Annotated in this window: 14 protein-coding genes; 8 read left to right on the top strand and 6 right to left on the bottom strand. The window is 62.5% G+C overall.

The window, feature by feature from the left end; all coding sequences use genetic code 11:
- Window positions 1–120: 120 nt before the first annotated feature.
- Window positions 121–825, top strand: a complete 705-nt coding sequence (locus P3T23_RS34020) for a succinate dehydrogenase iron-sulfur subunit (protein ID WP_429320461.1) — start codon at window positions 121–123, stop codon at window positions 823–825.
- Between the two features lies 1 nt (window position 826).
- Window positions 827–1,099, top strand: a complete 273-nt coding sequence (locus P3T23_RS34015; protein WP_429320460.1) for a succinate dehydrogenase assembly factor 2 — start codon at window positions 827–829, stop codon at window positions 1,097–1,099.
- Window positions 1,100–1,309: 210 nt separating this feature from the next.
- Here the strand turns inward: P3T23_RS34015 and P3T23_RS34010 are convergent, their stop codons facing one another.
- Window positions 1,310–3,022: an NAD-dependent malic enzyme gene (locus tag P3T23_RS34010; RefSeq protein ID WP_429320459.1), complete on the bottom strand. Its 1,713-nt coding sequence runs from the start codon at window positions 3,020–3,022 to the stop codon at window positions 1,310–1,312.
- A gap of 69 nt (window positions 3,023–3,091) precedes the next feature.
- Window positions 3,092–4,498, bottom strand: a complete 1,407-nt coding sequence (gene fumC / locus P3T23_RS34005) for a class II fumarate hydratase (RefSeq protein WP_429320458.1) — start codon at window positions 4,496–4,498, stop codon at window positions 3,092–3,094.
- Window positions 4,499–4,980: 482 nt separating this feature from the next.
- Between fumC and P3T23_RS34000 the strand changes: the two genes are divergently transcribed.
- Together P3T23_RS34000 and P3T23_RS33995 are read left to right on the top strand one after the other, a co-directional pair.
- Complete coding sequence (locus P3T23_RS34000) at window positions 4,981–5,418, top strand: PRC-barrel domain-containing protein (protein ID WP_429320457.1); 438 nt, start codon at window positions 4,981–4,983, stop codon at window positions 5,416–5,418.
- Window positions 5,419–5,635: 217 nt separating this feature from the next.
- Complete coding sequence (locus tag P3T23_RS33995; RefSeq protein WP_429320456.1) at window positions 5,636–6,847, top strand: class I SAM-dependent methyltransferase; 1,212 nt, start codon at window positions 5,636–5,638, stop codon at window positions 6,845–6,847.
- A gap of 187 nt (window positions 6,848–7,034) precedes the next feature.
- On the opposite strand, the gene P3T23_RS33990 is transcribed toward P3T23_RS33995, so the two are convergent.
- The 4 genes from P3T23_RS33990 to P3T23_RS33975 are packed head-to-tail and all read right to left on the bottom strand — an operon-like array spanning window position 7,035 to window position 12,023.
- Entirely contained in the window at window positions 7,035–8,024 is a 990-nt protein-coding gene (locus P3T23_RS33990; RefSeq protein WP_429320455.1) for a cytochrome d ubiquinol oxidase subunit II, read from the bottom strand.
- Between the two features lie 30 nt (window positions 8,025–8,054).
- Entirely contained in the window at window positions 8,055–9,467 is a 1,413-nt protein-coding gene (locus P3T23_RS33985) for a cytochrome ubiquinol oxidase subunit I (protein ID WP_429320454.1), read from the bottom strand.
- The gene (locus tag P3T23_RS33980) at window positions 9,460–11,805 is read right to left on the bottom strand and encodes an FdhF/YdeP family oxidoreductase (protein ID WP_429320453.1); all 2,346 of its coding nucleotides are present in this window, start codon (window positions 11,803–11,805) and stop codon (window positions 9,460–9,462) included. Before P3T23_RS33980 ends, P3T23_RS33985 begins: the two co-directional genes overlap by 8 nt.
- Window positions 11,806–11,825: 20 nt before the next feature.
- Entirely contained in the window at window positions 11,826–12,023 is a 198-nt protein-coding gene (locus tag P3T23_RS33975) for a hypothetical protein (RefSeq protein WP_429320452.1), read from the bottom strand.
- Window positions 12,024–12,637: 614 nt separating this feature from the next.
- Here P3T23_RS33975 and P3T23_RS33970 point away from each other — a divergent pair.
- The 4 genes from P3T23_RS33970 to P3T23_RS33955 all read left to right on the top strand — a co-directional run bounded on the left by P3T23_RS33970 (window position 12,638) and on the right by P3T23_RS33955 (window position 16,331).
- Entirely contained in the window at window positions 12,638–13,273 is a 636-nt protein-coding gene (locus tag P3T23_RS33970) for a hydrolase (RefSeq protein ID WP_429320451.1), read from the top strand.
- 101 nt (window positions 13,274–13,374) lie between these two features.
- The gene (locus tag P3T23_RS33965; protein WP_429320450.1) at window positions 13,375–15,252 is read left to right on the top strand and encodes an amidohydrolase; all 1,878 of its coding nucleotides are present in this window, start codon (window positions 13,375–13,377) and stop codon (window positions 15,250–15,252) included.
- 114 nt (window positions 15,253–15,366) lie between these two features.
- On the top strand, window positions 15,367–15,603 hold the full coding sequence (locus tag P3T23_RS33960) for a DUF1427 family protein (RefSeq protein ID WP_429320449.1): 237 nt from the start codon (window positions 15,367–15,369) through the stop codon (window positions 15,601–15,603).
- Complete coding sequence (locus P3T23_RS33955) at window positions 15,585–16,331, top strand: YoaK family protein (RefSeq protein ID WP_429320448.1); 747 nt, start codon at window positions 15,585–15,587, stop codon at window positions 16,329–16,331. Before P3T23_RS33960 ends, P3T23_RS33955 begins: the two co-directional genes overlap by 19 nt.
- The last annotated feature ends 35 nt before the right edge of the window (window positions 16,332–16,366 follow it).

Below are 16,366 nucleotides of genomic sequence, written 5' to 3'. Positions count from 1 at the left end.
ACTGAATTGAGCGTCGATTCGCTTCGTCATCTGGAAAGTTCGACGCCATCTCGCCTGCAACTTGGGCAGTTGGTCCATTGATCAGCGTTTCCCTAAGGCACAACTCAAAGGAATCTAGAAATGGCAAAGCGTACATTTGAAATCTACCGCTACGACCCTGACAAGGATGCAGCGCCGCGCATGCAAACGTATGAGATCGAAATCGACTCGCATGAACGCATGCTGCTCGACGCGATCGTCAAGCTGAAGTCGGTCGACGAAACCTTTGCGTTCCGCCGCTCGTGCCGGGAGGGCGTGTGCGGGTCCGATGCGATGAACATCAACGGCACGAATGGTCTGGCGTGCCTGACGAACCTGAACGACCTTCCGCAGAAGATCGTCCTTCGTCCGCTGCCAGGCCTGCCTGTGATCCGCGACCTGATTGTCGACATGACGCACTTCTTCAACCAGTACCACTCGATCAAACCGTACCTCATCAACGATACGCCGCCGCCCGAGAAGGAACGTCTGCAGTCGCCCGAAGAGCGTGACGAGCTCGACGGCGTGTACGAGTGCATTTTGTGTGCGAGCTGCTCGACGTCGTGTCCGAGCTTCTGGTGGAATCCGGACAAGTTCGTCGGGCCGGCAGGACTCTTGCAGGCCTATCGCTTCATCGCAGACAGCCGCGATCAGGCGACGGGCGAGCGGCTCGACAACCTCGAAGACCCGTACCGTCTGTTCCGTTGCCATACGGTCATGAACTGCGTCGACGTGTGCCCGAAAGGGCTCAATCCGACGAAGGCGATCGGCAAGATCAAGGAACTCATGGTCCGCCGAAAGGTTTGACATGAACGCGACCTCACATCAGTCCGATCCACTGCGCCGCGCGCGGCTTCGCTGGCGCGCCCGGCGCGGTCTGCTCGAAAACGACCTGATCTTCGAGCGTTTTTTCAGCCGATATGAGCGTGACCTCAGCGATGCCGATGTGGGCGCTCTCACGCGCCTGCTCGAGCTGGGCGATAACGACCTGCTGGAGTTGCTTCTCGGTCGCAAAGAACCGGAAGGCGATTTGGCCCGGCCGGAGGTTATTCGCCTGGTGGACACGTTACGTGGTGTTTGAACGGCTTATGCGGCTTTCCAACGCGCAATCGTGGCTCTTTCCAGATCCAGGACAAGCGGCGGACGTTCGAGTCGCAATATGTATTGATCGAACGCGAGCTTCTCGAGCAAAATTCTCCGCAGGGCACGTCCGGTAGACCGGAGCGTTCTGATTGGTCCATGAGACGCGTTGGGCCCGCGCGACCCCCGGTGTGCCGCGCAGGCCCGGTTTTCAACCGCGCTTCCGATAGGGCCGATAGCGCGGCTCCCAAACGCGCGCCGTGACGCGAGCGTCGAGGGTAGTCTCATCGCAGGGTTGCGCGACGCCGTCGACCTGCGCCTGACGGGCGACGGCCTTCGCGACGGCCACTGCGACCTTGCGCAGGTCGCTAACAGGCGGGAGGAGCAGCCCCTCCTTGTCGGTGACCGTGGGCGACATGGCGGCCACGGTCTTTCCGGCGACCATGAACATCGCATCAGTGATCCGGCGCGCGCCGGCGGCGAGGACGCCCAGCCCAATGCCCGGAAAGACGTAGGAATTGTTGGTCTGATTGACCTTCCGTGCGCGGCCGTTCCAGTGAAGCGGCGGGAAGGGACTTCCCGTGCCGATGAGCGCGCGCCCCTCGCTCCAGGCCATGAGCTGCTCCGGTGTCGCTTCGCTGCGCGAGGTGGGATTGGACAGCGGGAAGATGACCGGCCGCTCGACGTGACGCGCCATGGTGCGAACGACAGACTCGGTGAAGGCGCCGGCCTGCCCCGAAACCCCGATCAGCACCGTCGGATGGGCATGGGAGACCACATCGAGCAGGCCGATCGGGTTCGGCGCCTCTCGTTTCCAGCCGGCGACCGCCTCCGGTTTCTGAAGGAATGGCTTCTGCGCCGGCATGATGTCCGGCATGCCCTCCACGAGCAGCCCGTTGCGGTCGACAAGGAAGAAGTGGCCGCGTGCCTCGGCCTCGTCGGCGCCGGCATCGATCATCGCCTTGAGCAGCAGGGAGGCGATGCCGCACCCGGCCGATCCGGCGCCGAGCACGGCGATGCGCTGTGCCGTTAGCGGTACGCCGGTGACATTGACGGCGGCGAGAAGCGAGCTGGCCGCGATGGCGGCGGTGCCCTGGATATCGTCGTTGAAGGTGCAAAGCCTATCGCGATAGCGCTCGAGAAGACGGGCGGCGTTCGAACCGGCGAAATCCTCCCAATGAAGCAGCACGTCGGGCCAGCGCTCCGATACGGCCGCGACGAACTCTTCGATGAAGGCATCGTACTCGTCGCCGCGTATGCGCTCGTGCCGCCAGCCGACATAGAGCGGGTCGTCAAGGCGGTCCTGGTTATTCGTCCCGACATCGAGCAGGACCGGCAGCGTCTCGTCCGGATGGATGCCGGCACAGGCCGTATAGAGCGCCAGCTTGCCGATCGAGATGCCCATGCCACCGGCGCCCTGATCGCCGAGTCCCAGGATTCGCTCCCCATCGCTGACAACGATGATGCGCACCCGATCGAAGCGCGCGTCCGACAGAATCTCGCGAATCCGGTGCATGTTCGGGTAGCTGATGAAGACGCCGCGCGGCTTGTGCCAGATTTCGCTGAAGCGCTGGCAGCCTTCGCCAACGGTCGGCGTATAGACCAGCGGCAGCGTCTCTTCGAGATTGCTGGCGATCACCGCGTAGAACAGCGTCTCGTCGCTGTCCTGCAGTTCGCGCAGGAATGCGTAGCGCTCGAAGTCGGTCTCGAAGGCGCGCAGCACCTTCAGCCTACGCTCGACCTGCTCTTCGAGCGTGCCGACATGCGGCGGCAGCAATCCGTGCAGACCAAACGCACAGCGTTCCTCATCGGTGAAAGCCGTGCCCTTGTTGAGCATCGGCTTGTTGATCAGGTCGAATCCTGTCAGATCGGTTTCGACCGGTGCAGCGAAATCAGTTGATTTGCTCATCGGATATTCCTTCATGGCCGCGAAGAGGCCAGTCGATGGCGACCGCGGCCGGCCGTCGCCATCGAATCTACGATAGATTCAGGATCAGACCACGGTCGCTACGTAGGGCTTGACCATCTTCGCCGGGTCGACCACGCGGTCGAATTCCGCCTCACTGACAAAGCCGAGAGAGAGGGCCGCCGCCTTCAGCGTCAGATCCTGCTCCATCGCGTGGTGGGCGATCTTCGACGCCTTGTCGTAGCCGATGACCGGCGCGAGCGCCGTTACGAGCATCAGCGAGCGCTCGACGTATTCGGCGATCTTCTTGCGGTTCGGCTGCGTGCCTTCTACGAGGAACTTGCGGAAGTTGGTGCAGCCGTCGGTCAGCAGGGTCACCGACTGGGTGATATTCGCGATCATCAGCGGCTTATAGACATTCATCTCCAGATAGCCGCCGGCGCCGCCGAAGCCAACAGCCACGTCGTTCGCCATGACCTGGACCGCCAGCATCGTCAACGCCTCGGCCTGGGTCGGGTTCACCTTGCCGGGCATGATCGATGAGCCGGGCTCGTTCTCCGGGATGACGAGCTCGGCGAAGCCGGCGCGCGGGCCGCAGGCCAGGAGCCGGACGTCGTTGCCGATCTTGTAGAGCGAGGCGGCAAGCGTCCGCAGCGTGCCCGAGAGCTGGATGAGCGCGTCGTGCGCACCCTGTACCGTGAACTTGTTGGGCGCGCTCACGAAAGGCAGGCCGGTAAGCTTCGCGATCCCGGCCGTGGCCGCCTCTGCAAACCCTGGGGCGGCGTTGATGCCGGTGCCGACTGCTGTGCCGCCGAGCGCCAGGCGATAGACGCTCTTCAGCGCGTCGTCGAGACGCTCCAGATTCTCTGCGAGCATGCCGGCATAGCCCGACCATTCCTGGCCCAAGGTCAGCGGTGTCGCATCCTGCATGTGGGTGCGGCCGATCTTGACGATGTCCTGCCATTCGGCTGCCTTGGCCGCGATCGCGTCGTGAAGCGCCACGACGGCCGGGATCAGCCGCTGCTTCACGCCGACTGCCGCCGCGATGTACATCGCCGATGGAAAGCTGTCGTTCGATGATTGCGACATGTTGACGTGATCGTTCGGATGGACCGGTGCCTTGCTGCCGACGGCGGTGCCGGCGAGCTGGCAGCAGCGGTTCGAGATCACCTCATTCATGTTCATGTTGAACTGTGTGCCGCTGCCGGTCATCCAGACGTGGAGCGGGAACATGTCGTGATGCTGGCCGGCCAGGATCTCGTCGCACACCTGAACGATGCGTCCGTGGATCGTGGCGTCGAGCCGCCCGCCCGCGTGGTTCGCGCCGGCCGCGGCTTTCTTCAGCGTAGCGTAGGCCGCGATCATCTCGCGCGGCATGAGGTCCCGACCGATGCTGAAATGCGCGAGGGACCGCTGGGTCTGGGCGCCCCAGAGCTTGTCTGCGGGTACACGCACTTCGCCGAGACTGTCGGTTTCAATGCGGACTTCGGTCATGTCGATCCTCTTGAATTTGGCGCGGTCGGTAGGCGGCAGCGCGCCGGACCTTACCGCTGAACACACGGTAGCTGATCGCCCGCGTGAGCGAGCATCGCCGGGAATATGAACAGGCTTTCGCCCCAGAACGTGAAGGCGCCTCCATTAGAGGTCGCCGCGCGTTGAAAGACAGATCAAGCGTCCACACAAACAACATATAACGTCGTGCTCAGGCAAGACATTGCATATTCATGTAGTCCGGAGCACGTCCAGGTGCCTGTCCTCGTTGCTCAACAAGCGTTGAGCGCCAATAACGTCATGGGATTGAGTCCAGATTCATGTAATAGACGTCATTGGTCTTGCTAACTATCATCAAAGCAATCCGGCACTCTCAGCCGTTCAATGCAGTTACTACGGCACGCTCGATGTGACTGCGGTCCGGAGGAACGTCCTGCCGGGCAATTCACGACAACCGATTCAACAACCCGTTTTGGAGAGATGGCATGGTTTCAAAAGCGCTAATGGCTGTTTTCCTTGCCGCTTGCGCCGCAGCTACCGCGCAAGCAGCATCCGCGGAGGTGGTGGGCGATCAGCCGATCGGAATAACGGTTGCGGAAGCGGATGCTATCGTTTCCGGGTGGAGCATCAAGCGTTCGATCCTCGGCAAGCCTGTCTTCAACGAGAATGCCGGGAAGGTAGGCACGGTCTACGATATCGTCGTTGCGCCGGACAAGTCGGTTTCGTATGCCATCATCGACGCACAGGGATTCATTGGAATACCTCGTCACGATGTGGCGGTTCCCGTCGATCAACTGGATTTCGTCGATGGCAAGCTCGTTTTGCGCGGGGCGACGCGTGACGCACTCAAGGCAATGCCTGCGTTCCAATACGCGAAACTACCTGCGATACCGAAGCAGCGAGGCGCATACCAGCATCAGTGACATCTGCCGGTGCCGATATCAGGTCGGACAGTAGCCGCCGCAGTCCCGTTTCTAGTCGTAATGAACAGGAGCGGCACGTTCCTCCAGCGAACCAACGAGTGCGAAAAGCGCTGATCTCTTCACTTCAGTGGAAGTCTCGCTTGAAACGGGCCGGTCGGCTCTGGTGTGACCAGGGCCGGCGAGGCAAACGGAATCCGCTTTTTTGCGAGGTACACGAATGTTTTGGGACAAGAAGCTGACGCAGTGGGTAGAAGAAGTAAAAACGAAGGCGAATCTTCCGGCGCGACTCGTGCTGTGGGACGGCCAGCAACATGACTTCGGGCAGTTCGCCGAGCCTCAGGTCACGCTGCATGTCAAGAGCGCCACGGCGCTGCCGTATCTGCTCGAACCGAGCCTCGACAATCTGGGCGAGGCGTACGTGAAGGGCAAGATCGACATCGAAGGCAAGCTGTCGGACATCGTCAACATCGGCTATTCGCTCGCACGCAGCACGGTCAGGAGCGCAAGCAAGCTGGCGCGCGTGCGGCGCTACTTCAATCACTCGAAGTCGTCGGACAGGAAAGCGATCCAATATCACTACGACGTCTCGAACGAGTTCTACAAGCTGTGGCTCGACGAGAACATGGTGTACTCGTGTGCGTACTTCGAGAATGGCAATGAAGATCTCGCCACCGCGCAAATCAGGAAAATCGACCACATCCTTACCAAGATCCAGGTGCAGCCCGGTCAGCGCCTGCTCGACATCGGCTGCGGCTGGGGTGCGCTCGTGCTGCGTGCCGCGCAGAAATTCGGCGCGCAGTGCGTCGGCGTGACGCTGTCGCAGAACCAGTTCGATCTCGCCACGGCGCGCGTCAAGGCGGCCGGGCTGGAGGACAGGATCGAAATCCGCCTGCAGGACTATCGCGACGTCGAGGGCCAGTTCGATCGCATCACGAGCGTCGGGATGTTCGAGCACGTCGGGCGCAAGAATCTGCCAGGCTACTTCCAGAAGATCCACGATCTGCTCGCCGACGACGGCGTGGCGATGAACCACGGCATTACGTCGACCGATTACGACAGCGGCGAGACGGCGCTCGGCGGCGGCGAATTCATCGACCGCTATGTGTTCCCGGACGGCGAACTGCCGCATATCAGCCTTGCGCTCGAATCGATGCAGCGCGGCGGGCTCGAAGCGGTCGATGTTGAAAACCTGCGCCGTCACTATGCGCAAACGCTCAACATCTGGGCGGAGACCTACGATGCAAAAGCGGAAGAGGCGAAGAAGCTTGTCGACGACGAGAAGTTCCGCATCTGGCGCGTGTATCTCGCGGGTTGCGCGTATGCGTTCGAGAACGACGACGTGTCGATCTATCAGGTCGTATGCCGCAAGGCCGGACGCAACGCGAAAACGCTGCCGTGGTCGCGGCAGTACATGTACGCCGGCAGATAGCAGCGACCGCCGTTTCCTGCTGGAGCATGGGCGCCGGAATCGCGGAACGACTTCGAACCACTCGTGAGAGTTCGTTCCGGTGAAATCGGTGCAGGGTAGGGCCGGCCCAGAATCAACAGCCCGTCAGCAACGTTGCAGGCCGTCATGACGGCTCCGTGAATGATGTGATGTGGAATGGCGGCGCGGATCAATCGCCCGCATGTGCGTCGCCGACCACCTTGCCGCGAAAGATGTAGTACTGGTAAAGGTTATAGCCGATCATCACGGGAAAGATCAGGCCGATGCCGGCGAGCATGAACGCGAGCGTGCGCGAATCGGAAGCGGCTTCGACGATGCCGAGCTTGCCGGGCACGAAGTCGGGGAACAGGCTCACCGCGAGACCGACGAACGACACGATGAAGAGGGCCACCGCGCCGCGGAACGGACCGCGCGCCGCGCCAAGATAGAGCGATGTCATGATGAAGGCGAACGCAAGCGCTGCTGCGAGGCCGAGCGCGATCAGCACATGCATGACGCCCGGCTGCGACCAGCGGTCGAGGCCGACGCCACTGAAGAACCAGGTCGCAGCAGTCAGCAGCACTGCGGCGGCAGCCGTCAGGATCGCGCTCAGCAACGCCATGCGCCGTGCCCATTGCTCGATCATGCCGACAGTCTTGTTCACCAGATACGTCGCGCCCAGCAACGCATAGCCCGCGACGACGCCGATCGCTGCCACGACGATGAACGCCCTGTTCCACTCGCCCGGCACGAGACCCGTGATGACCTTGCCGAGCACGACGCCTTGCGCGAGCGCCGCGATCAGGCTGCCGATGCCGAACACCTTGTCCCACAGCGGACCGTACTCAGCGCTATGACGGAATTCGATCGTGGCCCCGCGCATGATGAGCCCGGCGATCAGCGCCATGACGGGCAGATAGAGGTCCTGCATCAGTTGTGCGTAGGCGATGGGAAACGCGCCAAACAGTCCGCCGCCGAGCACGACCAGCCATGTTTCGTTGGCGTCCCATACATGCCCGATCGACTGGACCATGACGTCGCGATCCGTGCGCTGTGAGCGCATCAGACTGAGAATGCCGACGCCGAGATCGAAGCCGTCTGTGACAACGTAGAACACCAGCATCAGGCCGAGCAGGCAGAACCAGATATAGGCCAGCAGCGAATGGGTAGAGCTATCCATGAGACAACCTCGTGAGCTCGGTACGCGGCATCAGTAGCCGGAAATGGGGGGCGTGGTCGTCGTGGCGGAAGCGCCGCGCGCGGTGACGTTGGCGGGCGGCGCGCTGGTCAGATCGGGGCCTTTGCGCAGCCAGCGGCGCGCGAGGACGAAGAACGTGACGAACAGCACGACATAGAACGCGAAGAACATCGTCATGCTGAGCGAGACCGACGTCGCGGCCACGCTCGATACCGCCTGATTCGTGCGCAGCAGTCCATAGACCACCCACGGCTGACGTCCCACTTCGCGGACGATCCAGCCCGCCTCGACGGCGACATAAGGCAGCGGTATGCACAGCACCCAGGCAAGCAACAGCCTGCGTTGCGCAAGCAGCGCATCGAGGCTGCCGCGCGTCTTACGCAGCGCGTACGCCGTCCAGAACGCGAGCAACATGAAAGCGAAGCCGATCCCCGCCATCAAGCGGAAGGCGTAGTAGAGCAGCGGAATCATCGGCGGCTGGTCTTCGGGCTTGAAGTCGGTGAGACCCTTTACGTGGCCGTGCAGCGAGTGCGTGCCGAGGACGCTCAGCATGCCGGGGATTTCCAGCGACCAGTCGTTGCGTTGCGCCTTCTGATCGGGCCATGCGAGCAGCGACCACGACGCGCCCGTGCCCGGCGGGTTGGTGTGCCAGTGGCCTTCGATTGCCGCGCCCTTTGCGGGCTGCGTTTCGAACACGCTCACGCCGCTCGAATCACCGAGCCAGATCTGCAGCGGCGCAACAAAGACGAGCATGGCGAGCGCGATCTTGAACGAACGCGCGAAGAACTCGGGCTGGCGCTTGCGAAAGAGGTTCCATGCTGAGATGCCCGCGATCACGAACATGCCTGTTTCGATTGCCGCGACCCACATGTGCGACACGCCCCACACCATGTCGGGATTGAAGATCGCGGCGACATAGTCGGTCACCTCGATCTTGCCCTTGACGACGGCATAGCCCGCCGGCGTCTGCATCCACGAATTGGCGACCATGATCCAGAACGCCGAGATGCTCGAACCGAGCGCGACCATCGCCGTCGCAAACAGATGGACGCCGCGCGGCACGCGTCCCCAGCCGAGCAGCATGATACCGACGAACCCCGCTTCGAGCATGAAGGCCATCGCGCCCTCGAAGCCGAGGATATTGCCGATGAACTGGCCGCTGTACTGCGAGAAGCCCGCCCAGTTGGTGCCGAACTGGAACTCCATCGGAATGCCGCTGACCACGCCGACTGCGAAGTTCAGCGCCAGCAGCCTGCTCCAGAAACGCGCGTGCCGGTAGTACATCACGTCGCCTGTCTTGATCCACAGCGCTTCGATCAGCACGAGGAACGCGGAGAGGCTGATCGTCAGGATCGGCCAGAGGATGTGAAAGACTGCCGTCATCGCGAACTGCGCGCGCGACAGGTCGAGAACATGATCAGGCATGGTGGGGCTCCTCGCCTTGCAGGGCGACTGCACGCGTCGCCGAATCAGGGCCCACGGCGGCGGCACGCACCACTTTCACGGGCACGGATTTGTATGACGGCGTGCGGCTCTGCGGGTCGAACGCGTAGAGCGGCACGAGAGGATTCACTTCGGGGTAGTACGCGCCGCAACAGCCGTCGGGCAGCGAATACTCGACCACCTTGAAGCTGCGGATGATGCGCTCGATGCCATCCGTCGAAAGCGCGACGATATCGACGCGCTCGCCCGGATGCAGTCCGCGCTTTTCCAGTTCGCGCTGGTTCATGAACACGACGTCGCGTTGTCCGAACACGCCGCGATAGCGGTCCGAGTGCGAATAAAGCGTGGTGTTGTACTGATCGTGGCTACGCATCGTCGTGAGCCAGAGCGCTTCGGGGTCGTTGTGCCAGGGGTTTTCGTCGAGCCCCTTGAAGACGAGGAAATTGGCGCGGCCCGTTGGCGTGGCCCACACGCGTTCGCGCGCCGTCGATGCGAGATGGAAGCCGCCCGGCACGCGGATGCGCTCGTTGTACGCCTGGAAGATGGGGAACACGACTTCGAGCGCATCGCGGATACGGTCGTAGTTCGCGACCATGTGTTCCCAGGGCACGCGGGATTTTTTGCCGAGCGTCGCGCGCGCGATGCCCGCGACGATGGCCGGCTCGCTCAGCAGATGCGGCGAAGCGGGTTCGTTGCGGCCTGCGGACGCGTGCACCATCGACATCGAATCTTCGACGGTGATCGATTGCGGACCATCCGCCTGAATGTCGATCTCCGTGCGGCCGAGGCATGGCAGGATCAGCGCATCCTTGCCGTGCACGAGATGGCTGCGGTTGAGTTTCGTCGCGATGTGCACCGTCAGGTCGAGCTTGCGGATGGCCGCCTGCACACGGACCCAGTCGGGAATCGCCGCCGCGAAATTGCCGCCCAGCGCGATGAAAACCTTTGCGTCGCCTCGGATCATCGAGTCGATCGTCGCAATCACATCGTGGCCGTGGCCTTCCGGCGCGCGGAACCCGAAGGCGCGCTCGATACCTTCAATCAGTTGCGTCGACGGCTTTTCCGTGATGCCGACCGTGCGGTTGCCCTGCACGTTCGAATGTCCGCGTACGGGGCAAATGCCGGCGCCCGGCCGTCCGACGTTGCCGCGCAGCAGCGCGAGGTTTGCGATCTGCTGCACGTTCTCCGTGCCGCGATGATGCTGCGTAATGCCCATCCCATAGACGAGGATCGCGTTCTTCGCCTGCATGTAGATCTGTGCCGCGTTCTCGATGTCGGCGCGCGAGAGACCCGAGTGCCGCTCGATGGCGTCCCACGAAGTCGCGCGCAGGTCGCCCAGCAGCGCTTCGATGCCGTGCGTGTGGCCCTGAATGAATTCAATGTCAAGGATGCGTGGCACGTCGGCGGCAAGCGCGGCGTCGTCGGCTTCGACGATGGCCTTCATCATCCCCTTGAGCACTGCGGCGTCGCCGCCGACACGTACCTGGTACAGGAAGGTGCTGATAGGGGTATAGCCGAGCGTCGCCATTTCGATCGGATTCTGCGGCGAAGCGAACCGTTCCAGCGCGCGCTCGCGAAACGGATTGAACGACACGATCTTCGCGCCGCGCCGCGACGCCGAATGAAGGTTGCTCATCATCCGTGGACTGTTGGTGCCGGGGTTTTGTCCGAAGATGAAGATCGCGTCGGCATGCTCGAAGTCTTCGAGCAGGACCGTGCCTTTGCCGACGCCGATCGATTGCGGCAGGCCGACGCTCGTTGCTTCGTGGCACATGTTCGAGCAGTCGGGGAAATTGTTGCTGCCGAATTCGCGGACAAAGAGTTGATAGAGGAACGCGGCTTCGTTCGACGCGCGGCCCGACGTGTAGAAATCGGCCTGATCGGGATGATCAAGCGCATTCAGGTGGCGGCCCACGAGCGTGAACGCATCTTCCCAGTTGATCGGCAGATAGCGATCCGATGCGCGGTCATAGGCCATCGGATGCGTGACGCGTCCGACCATTTCGAGGTCGTAGTCGTCCCATGCGGTGAGTTCGGACACGCTGTGCGCGGCGAAGAACTCCGGCGTGCAGCGGTTCGCCGTCGCTTCCCACGCGACTGCCTTTGCGCCGTTCTCGCAGAACTCGAACGACGACGTGTGCTTCGGGTCGGGCCACGCGCAGCCAGGACAGTCGAAGCCTTCCGGCTGATTCATATCCAATAGCGTCTTCGTGCCGGAGACGGCGATGCCTTGAAGCGCGAGCGCTTCGCCTGTTGCCTTGAGCGCGCCCCAACCGCCTGCAGGGTCGCTGTAGATGCGGACTACTTTCTTTTTGCCCATGTCTGTTTTCCTGTACCAGTTCAAAAAGAGCCCGAGGGGGGCTCCATCCCGACTGGTTTGCGGACCTCGTATGCCTGGAATAGCTGCGAACACAAGGCTGCCAGCGCAGCCAGATTCACGGCCTGATGTGGATACTCAACCTCGCCAGCGTTGAGTACGTCGTCCAGTACTGGAGCAAGACGACGCAGTTGCAGGAAAGTAGTCGCGTCGAGTTTCATCTCGGCATACTCCTGTGATCGGTCCGTGCAGATCAAAACCAGTGCATGGATGGATATGGGCGGTTGCGTTTCGCTGGAGATTCGAAAATTCTGCAGGGAGCGCTGTGTCTGCGCCTCCCACAAGCGCTCGTTCGGCGCGGTGATCTATCCGAACGTGTCGCGCTCCATTCTCGTGCTTTCGATCATCGTTCCCTCCATGTCGTGACCTCATCAGGCGATGGTCGCCCGGATCCGATGGCAGTCGGTCTACAAATCACAGCTCGCCGTCGACGGTCAGACGAATGGCCGGCGGCAGCATTCCAAAGAGACGCTTCGATGTTAGTTGGTGGGGAGCAGCGACGGCTATTACATGAATCTGGAATCGACCCAGCGAGGCTATTGGCGCTCGACACTTGTTGAACAACAAGGCCAGGCACCAACGGGCCTCTGACTACATAAACATGCACTACATAAACATGCAATGTCTCGGTCGAGCACAACGCTATATCTTGTTTCTGTGGACGCTTGCCTTGCCGATGCAACGTCGACTGAACTCTTCCCCTAACTGGACGCTGGCGCGGTTGCCTTCGTGCAACCGTGCGGGTCCCTCGCATTCTCGCGAAATGGAGCTACTCATGGCCTATGAACTGTTGACGCCTGACACGTGCGCACTCGCGCTTATCGACCACCAGCCGCAGATGTTCTTCGGCACGCACTCGCACGAGCGCACGACCATCCTGCACAACGTCCAGATCCTCGCGAAGAGCGCGAAGCTTTTCAAGGTGCCGACCGTTCTGACGACGGTCGCCGCCGATTCTTTTAGCGGCCATCTGTTGCCGGAATTGCAATCGGTATTTCCGGAGACGAAGCCGATCGATCGCACGTCGATGAACTCATGGGAAGACAAGGGATTTCGCGACGCGATCAAGGCGACAGGCCGCAAGAAGATCGTGATCGCCGGTCTGTGGACGGAAGTGTGTGTCGCTTTCCCGACCGTGCAGATGCTTGCCGAAGGCTTTGAGATCTACGTGCCGACGGACGCCTGCGGCGACATCACCGAAGAAGCCCATGAGCGTGCCGTGCAGCGTGTCGTCCAGGCGGGCGCGGTGCCGATGACGTCGGTGCAGTTCATGTGCGAACTGCAACGCGACTGGGCGCGTGGCGAAACGTACGACGGCGCCATGGAGATCTTCAAGGCGCACACCTCGTATGGCATCGGCGTGCGCTATGCGAAGCAGATTCTCGGCGGGCACGCGAGCGAGGCGGGCTGATCGGACCTGATCGCCCCACGCATTCCCACACCATGCTTTCACGCGCGACGCCGCTGTCGTCGCGCGTGAGATGCGCCTGAGCACGACCAAGGAGAGCGACGATGACCGCATCTATTCGGCCCACCCGCATTGCGGACATAGTGATCTATAACGGCAAGATTGCGACGCAGGACGACAAGCGGTCGTTCGTCACTGCGCTCGCCATCGCGAAAGGCGTGATTGTCGCGAGCGGCAACGATCACGACATGATGCAATGGGCGAACGATTCCACGCGCCGCATCGATTTGAAGGGACGCACCGTCGTTCCCGGTCTCAACGATTCGCATCTTCACGTCATTCGCGGCGGTTTGAATTTCAATCTGGAACTGCGCTGGGATGGCGTGCCGTCGCTGCGCGACGCGCTCGACATGCTGCGCGCGCAGGTTGCGCGCACGCCTGCGCCGCAGTGGGTGCGCGTCGTCGGCGGATGGAACGAATTTCAGTTCGCGGAGAAGCGTGGGCCGACGCTCGAAGAGATCAACGCGATCGCGCCCGATACGCCCGTCTTCATCCTGCACCTCTATGACAGCGCGCTGCTGAACGCAGCGGCGCTGCGCGCGGTCGGCTATGACCGCGACACACCGAATCCACCCGGCGGCGAAATCCAGCGCGACCGTCGCGGCAATCCAGCGGGCATGCTGATCGCGCGTCCGAATGCGGGCCTGCTGTACGCGACGCTTGCCAAAGGACCGAAGCTCCCGTTCGACGATCAGCTGAACTCGTCGCGCCAGTTCATGCGCGAGCTGAACCGGCTCGGCGTGACAAGCGCTATCGATGCGGGCGGCGGCTATCAGGCGTATCCCGACGACTACGCGGTCATTATGGAGCTCGCAAAGCACAACGAACTGACGGTACGCATCGCCTACAACCTGTTCACGCAGAACGCGAAGAAGGAAATCGAAGACTTCGCGAGGTGGGTCAAGGTCACAAAGCCCGGCGACGGCGACGACTTTCTGAAAATGAACGGCGCAGGCGAAATGCTCGTGTTCTCCGCCGCGGACTTCGAAGATTTTCTGGAGCCGCGTCCCGACCTTCCGGGCGCGATGGAAAGCGAACTCGAAGCCGTCGTGCGGCTGCTCGTGCAAAATCGCTGGCCGTTCCGGCTGCATGCAACTTACGACGAATCGATCGAACGCTTTCTCAACGTGTTCGAGCGCGTCAATCGGGACACGCCGTTCGACGGTCTGCGCTGGTTCTTCGACCACTGCGAAACCATCTCGGCGCGCAATATCGAACGCATTGCCGCGCTGGGCGGCGGCATCGCCGTCCAGCACCGGATGGCGTATCAGGGCGAATACTTTATCGCCCGCTATGGCGCCGAAGCCGCCGCGCGCACGCCGCCTGTGCGGCAGATGCTGGCGGCGGGGCTGCCCGTCGGCGCGGGGACGGACGCGACGCGCGTCGCGAGCTTCAATCCGTTCGTTTCGCTGTATTGGCTCGTTTCGGGACGCACGGTGGGCGGCACGCCGATGTACGCGGCGCAGGACCGGCTGGATCGCATGGAGGCGTTGCGCCGCTATACGGTCGGCAGCGCATGGTTCTCGAACGACGAGACGAAGAAGGGCGCGCTCGTGCCTGGCCAGCTCGCCGATTTAGCGGTGCTCTCGGACGACTATTTCACGATCGACGAAGACGACATCAAGCATCTGACCTCGGTGCTGACGGTGGTCAACGGCCGCGTCGTCTACGCTGCCGACGAGTTCGAAACGTTCGGCCCGCCCGCGTTGCCCGTCAGCCCGACGTGGTCGCCCGTCACGGAGTACGGCGGCTATGCGCGCTATCGTCCCATGGCGTCGTTGCAGCAGTCGTGCCACGACGCGTGCGTGAACCTGTGCGGCGTGCATCGTCATGCGCATGCGTGGGCGTGGCGCAGCAACGTGCCCGCCAGCGACGCGAACGCGTTCTGGGGCGCGCTCGGTTGCAGCTGCTTTGCGTTCTAGGTGCAAGCAGGCTATGAACCGATCGCGATTGGCGGCGCGGGCCGCTACCGGATTGCGCTGCGGCCGCATGCGTCCGGGCGACGGCAGACCTGAGCGGCGCATAAGGAGTGAACCATGCCATATCTGATTTCATTGGGGGCGGGCCTCGTAGTCGGCTTGCTGTATTACCTCGTGCGCGTGCAATCGCCCGCGCCGCCGCTGATCGCGCTCGCGGGGCTGCTCGGCATTGTCATTGGCGAGCATGCGATTCCGTTCGTGCAGGCGCAGATACGCACGCCCGATGCGCAAACCCAAAGCGCGCCGACCGTCGCCGGCAGCAAGCAGACTTCGTCATGCAGCGAGGATCAGTAGGCGCGGATGCGCGGCTCGCGGCGCACCCGCTCGATCACGTGCCCGGCGAGGACACGTGGCTGGCCTTGACAGCGGGCTATGTCGATACGTTCGGCTTCGTCGCGCTGTTCGGCCTTCTCACCGCGCACGTCACGGGCAACTTCATCATGATCGGCTCGGAACTCGCAGGCGCGGGGCATGGCCTGCTGATCAAGTGGCTCGCGTTTCCCGCATTCGTCGCGGGAATCGTGTTCGCTCGCGTGCTCGACAACAGCTTGCTTAATCGCGGACATGGCGTGCGCGCATGCGCGTTGTATGTGCTGCAGGCAGCGCTGCTGGCGGGCTACATGGCTGTGGGCGAGCTGGCCGCGCCCGTCACCGATGCCGACGCGCCGATATCCATCGCCTGCGGCCTGCTCGGCGCAGCGGCGATGGGCGTGCAAAACGCGCATGGGCGGCTGACAGCGCGTTCCGTCGTCCCAAACACGGTGATGACGGGCAACGTCACGCAGGCCGTGATCGACGCATTCGATCTGCTGTTTTCGGCCGACGACCTGGAAGCGCGGCACGCGGCGCGCACCCGGTTGCTGCGCACGATGCCGCCCGTCGCCGGTTTTGCATTGGGCGCGTGTGCAGGCGCGGCGGGATATCTGTTCGCGTCATTCTGGGCGCTGCTGTTGCCGCTCGTTGCGTTATGCGTGCTCGCTGTGCTGGCGCGCAAGACAAGCGCGCCGCAAGTCGGAATCTGATTGCGCCGCGCAAGGCTGCGGCCTCCATCATCAGC

Source organism: Paraburkholderia sp. GAS448, assembly GCF_050435685.1.
GTDB lineage: Bacteria > Pseudomonadota > Gammaproteobacteria > Burkholderiales > Burkholderiaceae > Paraburkholderia.
This window is presented reverse-complemented; position numbering and strand designations above follow the sequence as displayed.

Bases quoted from the DNA above. Each gene is read 5' to 3' on its own strand.
- P3T23_RS34020 (WP_429320461.1), top strand. From the start codon at position 121: ATGGCAAAGCGTACATTTGAAATCTACCGCTACGACCCTGACAAGGAT.
- P3T23_RS34015 (WP_429320460.1), top strand. From the start codon at position 827: ATGAACGCGACCTCACATCAGTCCGATCCACTGCGCCGCGCGCGGCTT.
- P3T23_RS34010 (WP_429320459.1), bottom strand. From the start codon at position 3,022: ATGAAGGAATATCCGATGAGCAAATCAACTGATTTCGCTGCACCGGTC.
- fumC (WP_429320458.1), bottom strand. From the start codon at position 4,498: ATGACCGAAGTCCGCATTGAAACCGACAGTCTCGGCGAAGTGCGTGTA.
- P3T23_RS34000 (WP_429320457.1), top strand. From the start codon at position 4,981: ATGGTTTCAAAAGCGCTAATGGCTGTTTTCCTTGCCGCTTGCGCCGCA.
- P3T23_RS33995 (WP_429320456.1), top strand. From the start codon at position 5,636: ATGTTTTGGGACAAGAAGCTGACGCAGTGGGTAGAAGAAGTAAAAACG.
- P3T23_RS33990 (WP_429320455.1), bottom strand. From the start codon at position 8,024: ATGGATAGCTCTACCCATTCGCTGCTGGCCTATATCTGGTTCTGCCTG.
- P3T23_RS33985 (WP_429320454.1), bottom strand. From the start codon at position 9,467: ATGCCTGATCATGTTCTCGACCTGTCGCGCGCGCAGTTCGCGATGACG.
- P3T23_RS33980 (WP_429320453.1), bottom strand. From the start codon at position 11,805: ATGGGCAAAAAGAAAGTAGTCCGCATCTACAGCGACCCTGCAGGCGGT.
- P3T23_RS33975 (WP_429320452.1), bottom strand. From the start codon at position 12,023: ATGAAACTCGACGCGACTACTTTCCTGCAACTGCGTCGTCTTGCTCCA.
- P3T23_RS33970 (WP_429320451.1), top strand. From the start codon at position 12,638: ATGGCCTATGAACTGTTGACGCCTGACACGTGCGCACTCGCGCTTATC.
- P3T23_RS33965 (WP_429320450.1), top strand. From the start codon at position 13,375: ATGACCGCATCTATTCGGCCCACCCGCATTGCGGACATAGTGATCTAT.
- P3T23_RS33960 (WP_429320449.1), top strand. From the start codon at position 15,367: ATGCCATATCTGATTTCATTGGGGGCGGGCCTCGTAGTCGGCTTGCTG.
- P3T23_RS33955 (WP_429320448.1), top strand. From the start codon at position 15,585: ATGCAGCGAGGATCAGTAGGCGCGGATGCGCGGCTCGCGGCGCACCCG.